We start from the raw sequence: 16,275 nt of genomic DNA, 5'->3' as shown, positions 1-16,275 counted from the left end.
CTGGTTTTGTACCAGCTAAACACACCTTATGCTAAAACTCTTCCCACTCTTCAGAATCATCAGCAAACTGGTTGTTTTTTGTGTTTTGCAATGATGTTTTGCTCGGTATCATGGTGTGCTTGGGTGGTTGTTTCTCTTGAATATCATAATGACGTTTTGACGAGCTCACATCGTGGCTGTGACTAGCTAGGTCGTCTAGCGTAAAAAAGTTCAGAAGCCTTCTCATATCGTTCGCTTGCTCAGCCATAGACTCACCAGCAGCAGACGCCTCTTCAACTAGTGCGGCATTTTGTTGGGTCATCTCATCCATTTGGGAAACGGCTTTATTCACTTGCTCTATCCCAGAGCTTTGCTCAACAGAGGCTTCAGCAATATCCGAGATCATGTTTGTTACACGCTTTACCGACTCCACAATCCCTTTTAGGGTTTCGCCTGATTCATTCACCAATAATGTGCCATCTTCGACTTTGCTGACACTATCTCGTATTAAATCTTTAATTTCTTTTGCCGCCGCCGCGGAGCGCTGCGCTAAGTTTCTCACCTCTCCAGCTACAACAGCAAATCCACGTCCTTGTTCACCTGCTCGCGCGGCTTCCACAGCCGCGTTTAAGGCCAGTAAGTTTGTTTGGAAAGCAATTTCATCTATAACCCCTATGATGTCCGCTATTTTTTTACTCGAGCTGTTTATTTCTGACATACTTTCTACCGCGCGAGTCACCACCTCTCCACCTTTAGTTGCCTTATCACACGTTTCTTCTGCCAGTTGGTTCGCGACTTTTGCATTATCCGCATTTTGCCTAACTGTACTGGTCATTTCTTCCATACTAGAAGCCGTTTCTTCTAAGGAAGATGCCTGTTCTTCAGTCCGCTGACTCAAGTCAGCATTGCCTTGTGATATTTCTTCTGCGCCACTTGCGACTAGGTTTGCTGAAGTGCGGATCCGACCTAACACCTCGGTCAATTTTTCAGCCGTGGTATTGGCGTCCTTTTTCAGCTTTTCATAAGCACCACGATAATCTCCCTCTATCCGCTGGGTTAAATTACCCGTAGCCAACGAATCCAGCATTTCTCCCATGTCAGTAACTGTTTCATCGACAGTCGCAACTAAACTATTAAGTCCTTGTGCTAATCGCAAATAAAATCCTTCTTTACCCTCATCAGATAAACGAACACTTAAGTTACCACTGTTAGCTGATTGCACTAGTCCTGCGACTTCTTTTTCAATCTGGACTTCCTTGGTTCTGTCGTTCCATTCAACTACGGTTCCTACACGTTCGTTATTACTATCAAAAATGGGATTTGCCACCAAACTAAAGGTACGTCCGCCAACGGCTATCTCAGTTTTGTACTCAGATTCAAGACGAGAGAGCATACTACGCTGATGACTTGGATTTTTATGGAAAACATCAATATTAGCCCCCATAAGCTGCCTGCTGTCAAAGTTTGGCAAGTCACGTTTTAAATCACTCTCTGCGCCTCTCATCATTTCTTTAACGGCGCGGTTTAAGTATACGATCTCAAACTTTTCGTTTGCGATCATGGTATTAGTCGACACATTATCCAGCGCTCTTCGTACTCTTAAATTTTCCGCTGCAGCGGCTTTTTCCAGAGCTTCCCGATTTAACCTATCAGTCTTGTCTTCCCACTCAACCACCGTACCAATACGCTTACCGCCATCATCAAAAACAGGGGTTGCAATTAATCCAAATGTGAACCCTGCAATCTCAATATCAGCACGATATACATCGTTTAACTTATCGAGTATGTGTCTCTGATGACTCGGGTTTTCGTGAAATACATCAATACATTGCCCAACAAGTTTATCAACATCGAAATTTGGAAGAGACTTCCTAAGCTGAGGCTGATTATCTCTTAGCATCCTCACTACAGAATCGTTGACATAAACAATGTTTAATTTATCGTCCGCAAGCATGACGTTGGCTTGGCAGACATCAAGTGCACTAGAAATTCTCGCATTGTGACTCGCCAACTCAGCTTGCCTCTTTTCAACCTCAAGCTCTCTTGTTAAGTCTTTCCACTCCACTAAGGTGGCTAAGCGCTTACCTTCTTCATCAAATACTGGCGTTGCAATAAGGTCGAAGGTAAGTCCTGCGACTATAATCTGGGCAACATAGGGCCTAGAGAGATTAGCTAATATACCTCTTTGATGGCTGGGGTTACGGTGAAATGAGTCGATGTTAGCGCCAATTAAGTTATCTACATTAAAACCTGGTAATTCTTGCTGTAGTTTGGCCTGATTCTTTCGCAACATACTCGTAAGGGAATCATTTAAATAAACGATATTAAGAGACGCATCAGCCAACATTATGTTTGCTTGACAAACTTTTAGTGCTAATAACAGGCTGTGGTTATGCTCTTTATCATTCGCTATATCATTATTTAAGAAAGTAGCTACTGCTCTGAACAGCGTCGGATGCTCTGCCTTGAAGTGGTTATTTAGTAAGCTTGCATCGTTATTTTCGATTGCCGATATAATACTTTCAACGCTCTGTAACCTAGCTAGCAGCGTGTTTACACTTTGCTTCAGTAGCAAAACCGCTAATGCAACGCTTACGCCCGCAATTACTATCGCGACGTAAGTTTGAGTAGACATACTCACGTTTAACATCTGAATACTGACTGCCAAACCCACAACTATTATGGCACTGGCAACTAATACTCTGCTATTGACTTGACTCACTAGTGCGTGATCGCGCATGTTATCCCCCGACAACCAATTGCTCATCATGTTTTACTTCAAGATCTAAAATTTTTTTTAAATTTAAAAGTACAACCATTTTTTCACCAACATTGACAAGTCCTTGTACGAACTGACTATTTTCCGAGTCCTGAAAATCAGGTACATCTTTAGCAGTTTCTTCATTGATGCTGTACACGTCCGAGACTGCATCTACCACTAGTCCCATAATTTTCTGCATCCCTTTGATGAGCACAGACACGACAATAACGACTGTTAAAGCACCATATTCGATCTGAGGTAAGCCAAAGCGGATCCGCAAATCAATGATAGGTACTATGGTTCCACGTAGATTAATTGCACCGTTTACATACCTTGGTGAATTAGGAATTGCTGTGACCTCTTCCCATCCCCTAATTTCTTGGACAGCCAAGATATCCATGCCATATTCTTCTCCTGCCATCATAAAGGTCAAAAACTGCTTATCACCTTCCTTATTAGCCAGCATAATTTGCTCATTAACTGCTGCACGTTCAGTGATCATGTCATCACCTCTTCTAGCTCCTGCTCTACCAACAGCTCTTGACTTCCGGGTCGCTTAAGGCCGCTTAGTTTTATTAAGCCACTGATATCTATAATCAAAGACACTCTGCCGTCTCCGAGAATAGTAGCGCCAGATATGCCATTGACCTTTTGATAATTCGCTTCTAGGCTTTTTATCACCACTTGCTGCTGTGCCAGTAAGTCATCCACCAGCAGCCCAACCTTATGGTTGTCGCTTTCAACCACAACAAGCAGAGTTTTGTCGAGTTCTTCGATTGCTCCTTCATGGCTAAATAACTGATAGAGTCTGATGATTGGAATGTACTCGTCTCTCAATCGCAAAACCTCTAAACCATTTCCGACTCTACTCACTTTTTTAATATCGATCTGCAGTGATTCCACAATGGAAATAAGGGGGATGATATAGGTATGTTGCGCAACTTTGACTAGCTGACCATCCAAAATAGCGAGTGTAAGCGGTAGACGAATCGTAAATGTTGAGCCAACTCCCTTAGCCGAAGTAACCTCTACACTACCATTAAGCGCTTGAATATTTCGGCGTACAACATCCATCCCGACACCACGACCCGAAATATCACTTACTTCATCCGCAGTAGAGAACCCCGGCTTAAAAATAAGCTCATTTACTTCCTCAACAGTAAGCTCATCTGTTGCCTGTACCAACCCATTCGCCAAGGCTTTACTCTTGATTTTTTCTGTATTGAGACCTCTGCCATCATCCATAATCTCAATGACGATATTTCCGCCTTGGTGAAAAGCATTTAACGTCACAGTCCCAACGGGATCCTTTCCTGCTTTAATTCTTTCCTCGGGTGTTTCTAATCCATGATCTAACGAGTTTCTTACAAGATGCACCATAGGATCAGAGATTTTTTCCATCACTGTTTTATCTAACTCTGTTTGTTCGCCAAGTAGCTTGAGCGCTACTTGTTTATCCAGCTTCTGCGATGTATCTCTAACCAAGCGTGGAAAGCGACTAAAGACGAAACTAATAGGTAACATCCTTATCCGCATTACGTTTTCTTGCAAGTCTCGGGTGTTGTGAGCCAGCTGCGCCAACCCCTCTTGCATTGCAGCCAATGTATGCTCTGTGGGCTCTTGTTCGCCGAGTTGAGTTAACATTGCTTGCGTTATTACTAATTCACCCACCATATTTATCAGTGAGTCGACTTTATCTATACCTACTCTGATTGATGTAGATTCGCCTGACTTCTTATTCACCTCAGATTTAGGCTTAGCCATGGCGGTCGGTTTCTGAGTTGTTTCAGTATTGTTCTGAGTTTCTTTTTGCGCTACTTGCGATTCAGTATCTGTTTTGGACGCTATATTCACTTCTGGAGCACTATCATTTTCAAATAGGCCGCCACACAACGTGATCACTATCTCGGCGTCATCCTCAACCCACTCGAAAACCTCTCTAATAGCTGACTCAGAGTGGCTAGTGTTTAAATATAAACGCCAACTTAGGTAGCAGTCTTCAGGGTTAAACCTTTCAATATCTGGAATTGCATCGCAAAAGGCGTGCGTTTCCAAATCCCCGAGTTCGGACAGCTCACTCAACATATACAAAGGCTCATTGCCAGTTTTAAAAAGGTGTGTAAGCGGTTTGAAGTCAATTTGATAGGTTTGTAATTCAGGAGCTACCTCTCGGCTTGGTGAGGTCTGAGCATCTTGCGACTGTTGAGCGCCTAAAATCCCTTCAAACTTCTCTCGTAACGTATTCGCCACAGAAAGGTCAGGCTCTTCTTCAGCTTGCAAGCTTGTCAATAGAGCTCTTAAGCAATCGACGGACTGAAGTAAAAGATTTACATGTTCAGCTGCTAGTTGACGTCTACCATCACGGATTTGATCAAGCAAGGTCTCTAAAACGTGGGTGAAGTTAGATACGGATGTAAAGCCAAATGTTCCACTTCCACCTTTGATACTGTGCGCTGCACGAAATATGGTATTGATGGTCTCCGAATCTTCTTGCCCTGGCTGTAAGTTTAGAAGCTCCGCTTCCATCACATCCAGCCCCTCAAAGCTCTCTTCAAAAAAGACATCAAAGAATTGGCTTAAATCAATACTCATGTCGACGCCCCTTTATGTCTACCTGATGACTTTCTTTAGTACAGCTAGCAGTTGTTCAGGGTTAAAAGGTTTAACTATCCATCCGGTAGCACCTGCTGCCTTACCTTCTGTTTTCTTATCCAGTCCTGATTCAGTAGTTAACATCAACAAAGGAGTAAACTTATAATTAGGCAGGCTACGAAGTTCTTTGATCAGAGTTATGCCATCCATAACTGGCATATTCACATCTGAGATCACAGCATCAAAGCCCTGCTGTTTTGCAATAGATAGAGCCTCACTGCCATCTTTTGCTTCTATCACATCAAAGCCAGCTTTTTTCAATGTAAAGCCAACCATTTGACGCATAGAGGCAGAATCATCCACAGCTAAAATCTTTTTCATAATCACCTCTTAGTTTTCAATACTATGGAATAAATAGTGCGTTAATCCGAGCTCATTTACGGCTTGTGCGAGCGCTTCACTTTCACCATGCCAAACAATTTTGTGCTCCATTGAATGTAGGTGCTTTTGCACAGCGCATAGTAACTGGATAGAAGCAGTGTCTGCTTTTTGCACTTCGCTAATGTCGATAGAAATGTCAGATGTTTCCAAAGAGTCCTGGAAAATTTGATGGTACAAGCTTTCCACATGATTAATTGCCATTTCTGGTGGAAGTTTCAACATGAGCTGAAGACTATCCCTGTAAAAGTGAGTAATAAAATTAGCTTAGACTGTGATCGTAAAATTGCCACAAAGATTAAATAAAAATCCGCAAATAATGAAAGCGTTAGAGGTAGGAAATAAAATCGCGTAGGGCACAGGCTACGCGATATGGAGCTAGTTTATTATGCTATTAAGGTCTTTTAATAACTGTTTTTCATCGATCGTCGGCACAGTTCCAACTTCATGAGAGGGTTTAAAAATAGCCTCCAGCTGTCCCTTTGGATTGATTAGTGCGACTGATGCACTGTGATCAACATAGTATTCTTCTTGCTGTTCTTGATTTATCGCATAGATCAAGCCAAGATCTCTGACAAAAGGAAACAATATCGAATGCTCTGCAGAGACCGCTTTGAAGGTTGGATCAAAGTGCCTAATATACGCTTGTCGTCGCTCCTTTGAGTCTCTGTGAGGATCAACAGATACGAACCATACTTGTAATTTACTCTTATCTTTCATTGATTGATACACATGAGTCAGTTTCAATAATGTCATCGGACAAACGTCAGGACAGCTGGTATACCCAAGAAAAAGTAAATTCCACTTGCCTGCAAAGTCTTGATTGGATAACACTTCACCATACTGGTCTTGAAGTTGAAACGACTGCACTTCTTTTGGTTTTGGATACCAAACTACTTTTTCAGACACATCAGGCGCAGGGCTACAACCAGATAATATCGCCACTACAACGATCAAAAGAATTTTTTTCATATAAATGCTTTATCCACAAAAAGTGCTACGAAAACAATTAGCAAATGCCAAATTGAAAAATAAAATACACGCATAGCATACTCTAAACTCTTCGTTTTAATAAGCTTTGCGGCCTTATATATAAAGGCCACATTAACTGCCCCAGAGCACAGTAAATAAATCCACCCCGACATTCCGACCAAATAAGGCAATAGGCAAATTACGGTCAGTAATATGGTGTAAAATAATACACAAAGCTTGGTAAATTCATCACCGTGTGTCACAGGTAGCATGGGTATTTCAGCTTTCTCATAGTCACGTTTTCGCGCTATGGCTAAAGCCCAAAAGTGTGGTGGAGTCCATGCAAAAATTATCATCACTAATAACCATGGTTCAGCACCCAGCTGTCCTGTCTCGCTAACCCACCCAAGCAGCGGTGGCATAGCACCAGCTAACCCTCCAATCACAATATTTTGGGGGGTTGCTCGCTTCAAAAGTAGCGTATACACAACGGCATATCCAACTAACGCAGCGAGAGTTAACAAAGCACACAGCTGGTTTGCAAAAATGGAGAGTAGTACATAGCCGAATAAAGCCAAAGTACTGGCAAACATTATGGCTGAAGAAACAGAGACTGACTCTGTTGCGAGCGGTCGGTCACGCGTTCTGACCATCTTTTTATCTATTTCTCTGTCAACCACATGATTTATTGCTGCGGCACTGCTCGACAGCAAGCCGATTCCCAATAGACTCATGATTTGAGACAATAGCGTTTTATCGCTTTGTGGCGCTAAAGCCAGACCAACCCACGCGGTGATCACCAGCATGCAAACTACTTTAAACTTGCACATGCCAAAATAGGCCTTTAGCAACGATGTTATTCTTTGATATTCAAAAGTATTAGTTAACTGGTGCATATTTATCTCCTACTTTTTGCGCTAAATTCACAAAAAAGCATAGTCTCACCATAGCTAGTAATACCATGGCTGCCATAAAGTTATGAAATAAGGTGAGTAGCAATGGAAATTGGAAATGAACGATAGCGGCGCCGACGGCCACTTGCAGAGTAATCAGCACTAATACCAGATAAGCTGAATTTCTGATCACCTGATTTTGTGCCTGCTTTAATAAAGGCCAGCATGCTATAAGTAAACTGAATACGGTTATAATTGCCCACACTCTATGAGTAAAATGGATAGACACCCTTGATTCAAAAGGGAGCACACCAAACTCGTAGGTGGCTGAAGGCTCAGGCAGGGTAAATAGACTTTGCCAAGAAAACAATTGTAAGTTGTCACAAAGCGGTAAGCCTGTACAGTGAGGCGCAGCATAGTTGGCAGCTAGCCAACCTCCAAGCGCAATTTGAATAACCAAAATATAAAGCGCTACATAACACATCAGAGCAAGGCGTTTTGGGACATCAGCGATAATGTCACGGTGCTTCAGTCGTAAAGCAAGCAAAACAAGCAACGCCAGAATACTGAACCCTCCTAGTAAATGCCCCATTACTATTATCGGCTGTAAATTCATTGTTACAGTCCACATTCCTAAAGCTCCTTGAAACAACACTAACAGCAGAAGTAAATAGTAATGTTTATTAGGGCCTTCAACCTGTGGCTTTTTAAAGAATTGTAAGCATGCCAGGAGGAGAATAATGGCCCCCAAAAAGCTAGCAAAGTAACGATGGATCATCTCGATCCAAGCTTTGTCGGCTTCGACTTCTAAATGCGGAAACTGATCTTTTGCAGCGATTAACTCATGAGCTTCATTGGGCACAGTCAAAAAGCCATAGCACCCAGGCCAATCAGGGCAGCCAAGACCTGCGTCACTCAAGCGTGTGAAAGCACCAAGAGTGACAACCGCAAGCGTAACAAAACAGGTAAATATTACCAGCTTGATTCTATTCATATATAACCTCCTAGCTTGAGCGAGAGTAGTTCAATAGTTTTTTGAGGTCACTTAGCAAGCCTTTTTGTATACTTCTCGTTTTTCTTTGATCTAATATAGGCGCGTACTGAAGAACAAATAGACCAGTCTTATCTACCAAGTAAATATAGTTATCTTGCAGTTGGGAGATTTGTAGCGGCAATGAAGTTGCGTGCTCAATAAGAGGTTCGCCTTGATTCTGCAACACCACGATAGTTACCTTCTGCTGATGCTTGCCAAGTGCCAAATACAAATTAGGAAGACTGTTAAGCAACAAAGAGCATTGCTCATTACATGACTTTGGACGCTGATACACAATACTCCACTCTGTATCTTGGACGACTGCAGGCTGTCTCACCTCTTGACGTAGAAATTCACCATGGTTAGTTGTGCTACTGGGAAGCCAACCCAACTTTAGTGCAACGAATGCTAGTAGTAATGGCATAATGAACAAACTGACAAACCATATCGCTGTCTTAGACATATCCACTCTCCTTTTTTGAAAGTTTCCATCCGATCACTAGTGCCGAAAACGCAATCAGCAGCCACTGAACAGCATAAGCCTCATGCTTCTGTGGTGACATTACAACTGGTTGGTAATGTGGCTCAGTACTACCAAGTACGTCATGTGTCATGTATGCAATGATAGGCAATAGAGTGCGGTTAGAGGCTTTAGATAGGTAGTCGAGATCAATATACTGAATTATCGAATGAGCCTGCTGACTTTCCGCTGCAGAGTCAGCCAACGTAAAGCCTTTACTCACGTTTGTTTTAATGTATGCAGGGAAAGTTACCTTTGTTTCGGAAAGAGAAGTAAGTGTTGGAATTCGACTTGCTTGCTGTGGGACAAAACCCAAATTTACCACAACATATTCACCAGTCTTACTCACTTCTAAAACAGATATAACGTCAAAACCTACTCGGCCTTTTACTACTTGGTTATCAAGATACCATACCGCGCCAGCAACAAAGCGCCCAGTTAGTTGCACTTCACCATCAATTTGCTCGATAGGAACTTTACTTTCAGGATTATTTCTATTTGCAAGGTTTTGGTCTTGTCGCTTCTCTATATGTTGGTTTATTGCATGCTTTTTGGCTGCACGTTGCCATTGCCAATATGAAAGAGCTACACATAACAACATCACGATTAACGCTGCCAATATAGGCGTTTTTGATCTACCTTTAAAAAGTGCACCTAAATTCACGGACACTCCTTATGATTAAAATTATTATCGTAGTACTTCTGCTATTTATTTTTCTTAGTTTATTTAAAGCGATGTTCGTCATGCTCAAATCAGGGCAACAAGGGTCAATGGCAAAGCAGCTATTAAATCGAGTATATGCCTCTATAGCTGTGATTCTTATTATTTGTCTGGCTGCTCAGTTTGATTTAATCAAATTACATTCGTCGCCTATTTCTACAACACATAAACAAATACAAACAAACACAGCCACACCACATCAACAAAGTGCCAATACCAAGCACCAGCCTGAAACGCAAAGTGATTTTTCGCACTAAAGTGCCCTTTCAGAACTCTCACCCATATCACAAATAAAATTATCGCCCCAAGCGTAACATGAACTCCATGAAATCCAGTTAGTAAAAAGAAGGTGTTGCCATAAACTCCAGATTGAAGAGTTAAACCAAGTTCTTGATAGGCATGAATATACTCTTCAACCTGTAGAGTTAAAAAGCCAATACCAAGCAGTACCGTTAACCCTAAAAAGGCTTTTACTTTTGCCCTTTGATCTTTTTCTAGGGCAACATGTGCCAAACTTAACGTTATTGAAGAGGCGAGCAGTATGATGGTGTTGATCAATGGTAAGCCCTGCCACCCCATGGCTTGTGTTACCGTTCCATCAGGCGTTGTTAATAGTGGCCACGCGGCTTCAAACTGAGGCCATAGCACTTCGTTTGTGCTCACATTATTACTTGCTCCACCTAACCAAGGAACAGCTATCATGCGTGCATAAAACAGCGCGCCAAAGAAAGCACCAAAAAACATTATTTCGGAAAAAATAAACCAACCCATCCCTTGTTTAAACGAGCGATCCATTTGCTCTGAATACAATCCAGCTTGGGATTCTTGAATTACGTTTCTAAACCAACCAAAAATCATATAGATCAGCGTAGCGATACCTACAAGTAACAGGATTGCGCCACTATTGTTCGGGGAGTCAAGTTGAATGATTGTAAGCGCGCAGCCCACTGCGATAAAAAAGAGCGCAAAAGCGCCAACAATAGGCCAAGGGCTTTGCTCTGGAACGTAGTATTTTTCTTGTTCATGGTTCATGTTAGAACTCCTTTAGAGCGACTAACTGGCCCAACTGCACATTTTGTGTCTGGCTTACTCGCTCTGTAATATCAAATAACGTGTATGAAAGCGTTAGTTCTTCCACATCATCAGGCAGTTCTGTATCTACATAAAACCTCAATACAAACTCAACCTCTTCTTTACCCTTCATTGGTTGTTGGTCGAAGCAAAAACAGGCCATTTTATGTAAATACTTGGCAGCTTTCCCCGGAGATACAGAGGGAATTGCTTGTAAAATCCGATCACTGTCACTGATATTCTTTGCAATAAACTTCACGTCTGTTAATTTTCCGGGTTGCACACTGACAAAGTGTTGAGCTGCATCAACCTTAAATGGTGCATGACCCTGGCTATGTGTTGTGAAACTTACCTCAACTTGACGGCTATCAATAATAGCCTCGCTTTGCTCTGCCACTTTCATCGAAGGTTTTCCATTGAGTCCTGTTACATCACAAAATACGTCGTAAAGTGGGACTAATGCAAAAGCAAAAGCAAACATGCCCAGAGTCAGCAGTAGAAGCTTTCTAAGGAGGCGTCCATGTTGCATTACTTGACCTCCGGTGGAGTAGAAAATGTATGATATGGCGCAGGTGATGGTACTTCCCACTCAAGGCCTTCAGCTCCATCCCACACTTTACCGGGCACCTGCTCACCTCCTTTGGCACACTTATACACAACAGCCACGAATAATAGTTGTGATAAACCAAAAGCAAAGCCACCAATGCTGATAATGGCATTAAAATCAGCGAACTGAAGTGCATAATCAGGTATTCGTCGAGGCATTCCTGCCAAGCCAACAAAGTGCATGGGAAAAAACAATACATTGACACTCACAAGAGATAGCCAAAAGTGCAGTTTTGCTAGTTTGATATCAAACATGTTGCCAGTCCATTTCGGCAGCCAATAATAAGCAGCAGCCATAATAGAGAACACGGCACCTGTTACTAGCACATAATGGAAGTGTGCAACGACAAAGTAGGTATCGTGATATTGAAAATCAGCAGGCGTAATCGCTAACATAAGTCCGGAAAAGCCACCTATCGTGAATAGCACAATAAAAGCGATAGAAAAGAGCATGGGTACTTCAAAGCTGATTGCCCCTCGCCACATAGTCGCGACCCAATTAAATACTTTTACCCCTGTAGGTACAGAAATCAACATTGTCGCATACATAAAGAAAAGCTCACCTGCTAGCGGCATTCCTGTCGTGAACATATGATGAGCCCACACAACAAAAGAAAGTAAAGCAATCGAGGCTGTGGCGTATACCATTGAAGCATAGCCAAATAGTTTCTTTCTAGAAAAGGTAGGCACTATCGTGGAGATAATCCCAAAGGCGGGTAGTATCATAATATATACTTCAGGGTGACCAAAGAACCAGAATATGTGTTGAAACATAACAGGATCACCACCACCTGCGGCATCAAAAAAGCTCGTACCGAAGAACTTATCAGTTAACACCATGGTGACAGCACCAGCCAAAACAGGCATAACTGCAATTAGTAAAAATGCAGTTATAAGCCAAGTCCATACAAATAGTGGTAGCTTCATCCATGTCATACCTGGCGCTCGAAGGTTCACTATAGTAACGATGACATTAATAGCGCCCATTATTGAGCTTATCCCCATTATATGAACTGAAAATACAAAAAACGCCGTATTATCATTACTGTAGGTTGTAGATAGTGGTGCGTAAAAAGTCCATCCAAAAGCAGGCCCCCCTCCTTCTAGAAACAAAGACATGAGCAAAATGGCAAACGCAAAAGGTAAGATCCAGAAGCTCCAGTTATTCATTCTTGGAAGCGCCATGTCTGGAGCTCCGATCATCATCGGGATCATCCAATTGGCAAGCCCCGTAAATGCCGGCATCACTGCACCAAATACCATGATCAAGCCGTGAACGGTCGTCATTTGGTTAAAAAAATGCGGATCGACTAACTGTAATCCTGGCTGAAATAGTTCAGCCCGTATCACCATCGCCATTGCACCACCAATCAAAAACATGGTCAGTGAGAATAATAGGTAAAGCGTGCCGATATCTTTATGATTGGTTGTAAAAAGCCAGCGTTTTAGGCCTTTAGGAGTTCCATGATTTGAATGTTCTTCTACTATAGCACTCATTACTTGGCCTCCTCTAAGGCATCAATTTCTTGCTGAATTTGACTCGGCTGGATCACCTCTCCTGTGTCATTACCCCAGCTATTCCTTTTATAAGTGATGACTCCTGCAATTTGTTTAATCGTTAATTGCTTTGCAAATGCTTGCATAGCAGTACCAGGACGACCAAGCAGAAGGATGTCAATGTGTGGTTTAAGATCACCTATAACAACTTCACTCCCCTTCATAGCGGGGAAGACGCCAGGTAAGCCAAGCCCAGTTGGCTGGTGACAAGCAGCACAATATGCCATGTAGGTTTGTTCGCCGACCTCCATTAACTCTTCTTTCGATAAAATTTGCTCTGCCACCGCCTGTGATTCTGCTGCAGCTTTTGCTTTGGCGGCTTTAGCATCATCGAGCCACACCTCAAAGTTTTCAGGGCTTACAGCTTCTACCACCACAGGCATAAATCCGTGATCTTTTCCACAGAGCTCTGCGCATTGCCCTCTGTAGATTCCTTCCTCATTAACTTTGGTCCATGCTTCATTGATAAAGCCCGGATTAGCGTCTTTCTTAACAGCAAAATCAGGTACCCACCATGAGTGAATAACGTCATCTGACGTCATTAAAAAGCGAACTTTCCTATCAGTTGGGATCACTAAATGGTTATCAACTTCCAAAAGATAATTGTCATTTTTATCTTGCAGATCATTGATTTCATCTCTTGATGTAGATAGTAAAGAGTAAAATTCAACATCATGTCCCATATACTCGTAATGCCACTTCCACTGTGAACCTGTTACCTTAATAGTTAGATCAGCTTTGCTTGTATCTTCCATCGCAATAAGCGTTTTCGTAGCTGGGATAGCCATTCCTATCAGTATCAGAAAGGGGATTGTGGTCCAAAGAATTTCAACTTTAGTACTTTCGTGAAATTGAGCTGCGACAGCCCCTGTTGATTTACGGTGCTTGAGTAATGCCCAGAACATCACTCCAAACACTATAACTCCTATCACACAACATATAAGGAAAATAGTCATGTGGAGCTCATATACTTGATGGCTAATGTCTGTTACGCCCTGCCTCATATTGTAATCACTATTCGCAAGTGATGGCATGACGATTAGCACGGTGACAAATGCTACAACTAATCGACAAATTTTCATTTGACGTCTCCTTCAAGGCAGCGCTTAGCCCCTTTTGTTATTATCGGATGACTGTCATATTGTCTATTGGTACATAGACTTACTGCACGACTCTTAACCAAATAGTCAAGAAATTTACAAAACGCAAGATTTTAGGAAAAGATGCCAGTTAGAAGTGTTTTTATAGCTATGAACTAATAAATGTAAGAAGGCAAAGTATTATGTAGAATTATCAAAGTAGTAAACTAACCTAAGAGTAGCTATATTTGACCCCAGCCGAGGGCAATATTAGCAATACTTTAGATAAGCAATAAAAAAGGCGTTTATCTAGAGCGTAACACCATTTAATTAGTGCTACGCTCAACTTAAGTTACATCCAGTCGGCGTTTCTGATGACACCCACTGCAAGCCCTTCAATAGAAAAGTTCTGATGTTCAAGATCAACCTCAATAGCTTGAAACTCTTCATTTTCTGCATGAAGTAAAATCTTTTTGCCTTTTTTCTCTAGGCGCTTAACTGTCACGTCTTCCTCTACACGCGCCACTATTACTTGACCATTATCAGCTACCTGAGTCTTATGCACAGCAAGCAAATCCCCATCCATGATCCCAATGTTCTTCATGCTCATACCACTAACCCTAAGTAAATAGTCCGCATGAGGCTTAAAGAAGCTAGCATCTACATTGAAATGACTTTCAACGTGTTGTTCTGCAAGAATGGGTTCTCCAGCAGCTACCCTGCCGATGATTGGCAACCCTAACTGTTCTGGTTCATCCTCAACCAACCTAATACCTCGACTAGCTCCAGGAACCATTTCTATAACCCCCTTCTTGGCAAGTGCTTTAAGGTGCTCCTCTGCTGCATTTGCACTTTTAAAGCCTAACGCATCAGCGATTTCAGCTCTAGTCGGGGGCATGCCAGTATCCTTAATGAATACTTTAATCAGTTCAAAGACTTGCTCTTGTCGTTTAGTTAAAGGTCGCATCAACTGGTATTCCATACAGTATTATATTTACTGTAAGTATATACAGCTGAGAAAAAATCGCAATGTTTGTTTATTCTTATAAATTAAGTTTACAGCCTTAGTAAGGTATGTAAAAAATCCAATAAAGAGAAAGAGTTAAATTTACTTTCCTTAAGGAAAGTAAATTATAAGCTGATAGATAAGTCGAAGAGAGAAGTTTTAAGTAGAGCAACGTCAAAACTGAGTAAGGAGTTTTCTCAAACCCTCGGCGGGTAAACCGCCTCCTACCAGTGCAGCACTTTATTGATATTGTGGTGGGAGCGAGTTTACCTCATGATGTTACAAAGTAGGATGTTTTATTCTTTTTGTTTGATAGACCTAACAGCTCGGCGGGTAAACCGCCTCCTACCAGTGCAGCACTATGTTGATGTTGTGGTGGGAGCGAGTTTACCTCGCGAGGTGTTGATTGCTTTGTAATGTGTTGATTGCTTTTCGAGGTGTTGATTATCTTGTGAGATTTTCTTTTCAAATCCCACATAGCAAAAAACCCGTCGCATTGCTGCAACGGGTTTCTCTAATAAGGCCCTGGCTCGCTACGAAGTAGGATGTTCTACTTTCACATGGGAAGCCCACACTATCATTGACCGGGGCCGACCCTTCGCGGGGCTCGCCTTCGGCTGTTTTGTTTCACTTCTGAGTTTGGGTGACAAGAAACCGAAGTAACGCTTCCAGTTCGAGGAAGTGAGCGCATGGATACGCGAAGGGGAAATACTACATGGAAGTACTTTACTACAAATGCAAAAAACCCGTCGCATTGCTGCAACGGGTTTCTCTAATAAGGCCCTGACGATGTTCTACTTTCACATGGGAAGCCCACACTATCATCGACGCTGTTTTGTTTCACTTCTGAGTTCGGCATGGGGTCAGGTGGTTCCAAAACGCTATGGTCATCAGGAAATTCTGTTCATTAATGAAGTATCCTTCATTAATATAAATCTGGAAAAAGCTATTAAATTCTTTTGTCTACTTCAGTCTATTAACTTCTGTCGCTAAACCACTTTGGCGTTGTATGGTTAAGCCTCACGGGTAATTAGTACGAGTTAGCTT

16 protein-coding genes and 1 rRNA gene are annotated in these 16,275 nt (G+C 42.1%); 1 reads left to right on the top strand and 16 read right to left on the bottom strand.

Annotated features, from left to right (window positions below; genetic code table 11):
* Nucleotides 1-31 precede the first annotated feature (31 nt).
* The 10 genes from HUZ36_RS19745 to HUZ36_RS19700 all read right to left on the bottom strand — a co-directional run bounded on the left by HUZ36_RS19745 (nt 32) and on the right by HUZ36_RS19700 (nt 9,852).
* On the bottom strand, nt 32-2,719 hold the full coding sequence (locus tag HUZ36_RS19745) for a methyl-accepting chemotaxis protein (protein ID WP_176033773.1): 2,688 nt from the start codon (nt 2,717-2,719) through the stop codon (nt 32-34).
* Between the two features lies 1 nt (nt 2,720).
* A complete protein-coding gene (locus tag HUZ36_RS19740) occupies nt 2,721-3,242 on the bottom strand; it encodes a chemotaxis protein CheW (RefSeq protein ID WP_176033772.1) in 522 nt (173 codons plus the stop codon).
* The gene (locus tag HUZ36_RS19735) at nt 3,239-5,332 is read right to left on the bottom strand and encodes a chemotaxis protein CheA (protein WP_176033771.1); all 2,094 of its coding nucleotides are present in this window, start codon (nt 5,330-5,332) and stop codon (nt 3,239-3,241) included. The genes HUZ36_RS19740 and HUZ36_RS19735 overlap by 4 nt, the downstream gene beginning before the upstream one ends.
* Nucleotides 5,333-5,350: 18 nt before the next feature.
* Nucleotides 5,351-5,713, bottom strand: a complete 363-nt coding sequence (locus tag HUZ36_RS19730) for a response regulator (RefSeq protein WP_099643757.1) — start codon at nt 5,711-5,713, stop codon at nt 5,351-5,353.
* 9 nt (nt 5,714-5,722) lie between these two features.
* Nucleotides 5,723-5,995, bottom strand: coding sequence for an STAS domain-containing protein (locus tag HUZ36_RS19725; RefSeq protein ID WP_176033770.1), 273 nt, complete (start codon nt 5,993-5,995; stop codon nt 5,723-5,725).
* Between the two features lie 153 nt (nt 5,996-6,148).
* Nucleotides 6,149-6,742, bottom strand: coding sequence for an SCO family protein (locus tag HUZ36_RS19720; RefSeq protein WP_128731675.1), 594 nt, complete (start codon nt 6,740-6,742; stop codon nt 6,149-6,151).
* Nucleotides 6,739-7,638 carry a heme o synthase gene (gene cyoE / locus HUZ36_RS19715; protein WP_125253744.1) on the bottom strand — a complete coding sequence of 300 codons (900 nt, stop codon included), beginning with the start codon at nt 7,636-7,638 and terminating at the stop codon, nt 6,739-6,741. Before cyoE ends, HUZ36_RS19720 begins: the two co-directional genes overlap by 4 nt.
* Nucleotides 7,622-8,629: a COX15/CtaA family protein gene (locus HUZ36_RS19710; RefSeq protein WP_125253745.1), complete on the bottom strand. Its 1,008-nt coding sequence runs from the start codon at nt 8,627-8,629 to the stop codon at nt 7,622-7,624. The genes cyoE and HUZ36_RS19710 overlap by 17 nt, the downstream gene beginning before the upstream one ends.
* A gap of 10 nt (nt 8,630-8,639) precedes the next feature.
* Nucleotides 8,640-9,131 (bottom strand): transmembrane cytochrome oxidase associated protein, encoded by a 492-nt coding sequence (locus tag HUZ36_RS19705; protein ID WP_125253746.1) that lies wholly within the window; start codon nt 9,129-9,131, stop codon nt 8,640-8,642.
* Nucleotides 9,124-9,852, bottom strand: coding sequence for an SURF1 family protein (locus HUZ36_RS19700; RefSeq protein WP_176033769.1), 729 nt, complete (start codon nt 9,850-9,852; stop codon nt 9,124-9,126). Before HUZ36_RS19700 ends, HUZ36_RS19705 begins: the two co-directional genes overlap by 8 nt.
* Before the next feature lie 11 nt (nt 9,853-9,863).
* Between HUZ36_RS19700 and HUZ36_RS19695 the strand changes: the two genes are divergently transcribed.
* Nucleotides 9,864-10,166, top strand: coding sequence for a DUF2909 family protein (locus tag HUZ36_RS19695; protein ID WP_125253748.1), 303 nt, complete (start codon nt 9,864-9,866; stop codon nt 10,164-10,166).
* Here HUZ36_RS19695 and HUZ36_RS19690 read toward each other — a convergent pair.
* The 6 genes from HUZ36_RS19690 to rrf all read right to left on the bottom strand — a co-directional run bounded on the left by HUZ36_RS19690 (nt 10,066) and on the right by rrf (nt 16,123).
* Nucleotides 10,066-10,941, bottom strand: coding sequence for a cytochrome c oxidase subunit 3 (locus HUZ36_RS19690; protein ID WP_125253749.1), 876 nt, complete (start codon nt 10,939-10,941; stop codon nt 10,066-10,068). The genes HUZ36_RS19695 and HUZ36_RS19690 overlap by 101 nt on opposite strands.
* A 1-nt stretch (nt 10,942) precedes the next feature.
* Nucleotides 10,943-11,509: a cytochrome c oxidase assembly protein gene (locus HUZ36_RS19685; RefSeq protein ID WP_147390703.1), complete on the bottom strand. Its 567-nt coding sequence runs from the start codon at nt 11,507-11,509 to the stop codon at nt 10,943-10,945.
* Entirely contained in the window at nt 11,509-13,083 is a 1,575-nt protein-coding gene (gene ctaD, locus HUZ36_RS19680) for a cytochrome c oxidase subunit I (RefSeq protein WP_176033768.1), read from the bottom strand. Before ctaD ends, HUZ36_RS19685 begins: the two co-directional genes overlap by 1 nt.
* On the bottom strand, nt 13,083-14,225 hold the full coding sequence (gene coxB, locus HUZ36_RS19675; RefSeq protein ID WP_128731679.1) for a cytochrome c oxidase subunit II: 1,143 nt from the start codon (nt 14,223-14,225) through the stop codon (nt 13,083-13,085). The genes ctaD and coxB overlap by 1 nt, the downstream gene beginning before the upstream one ends.
* A gap of 349 nt (nt 14,226-14,574) precedes the next feature.
* Complete coding sequence (gene lexA, locus HUZ36_RS19670) at nt 14,575-15,189, bottom strand: transcriptional repressor LexA (protein ID WP_125253753.1); 615 nt, start codon at nt 15,187-15,189, stop codon at nt 14,575-14,577.
* An 820-nt stretch (nt 15,190-16,009) separates the two neighbouring features.
* Nucleotides 16,010-16,123: ribosomal RNA gene (gene rrf, locus HUZ36_RS19665) — 5S ribosomal RNA — on the bottom strand.
* Nucleotides 16,124-16,275 lie beyond the last annotated feature (152 nt).

This window comes from Pseudoalteromonas sp. McH1-7, from assembly GCF_013366255.1.
GTDB lineage: Bacteria > Pseudomonadota > Gammaproteobacteria > Enterobacterales > Alteromonadaceae > Pseudoalteromonas > Pseudoalteromonas peptidolytica.
This window is presented reverse-complemented; position numbering and strand designations above follow the sequence as displayed.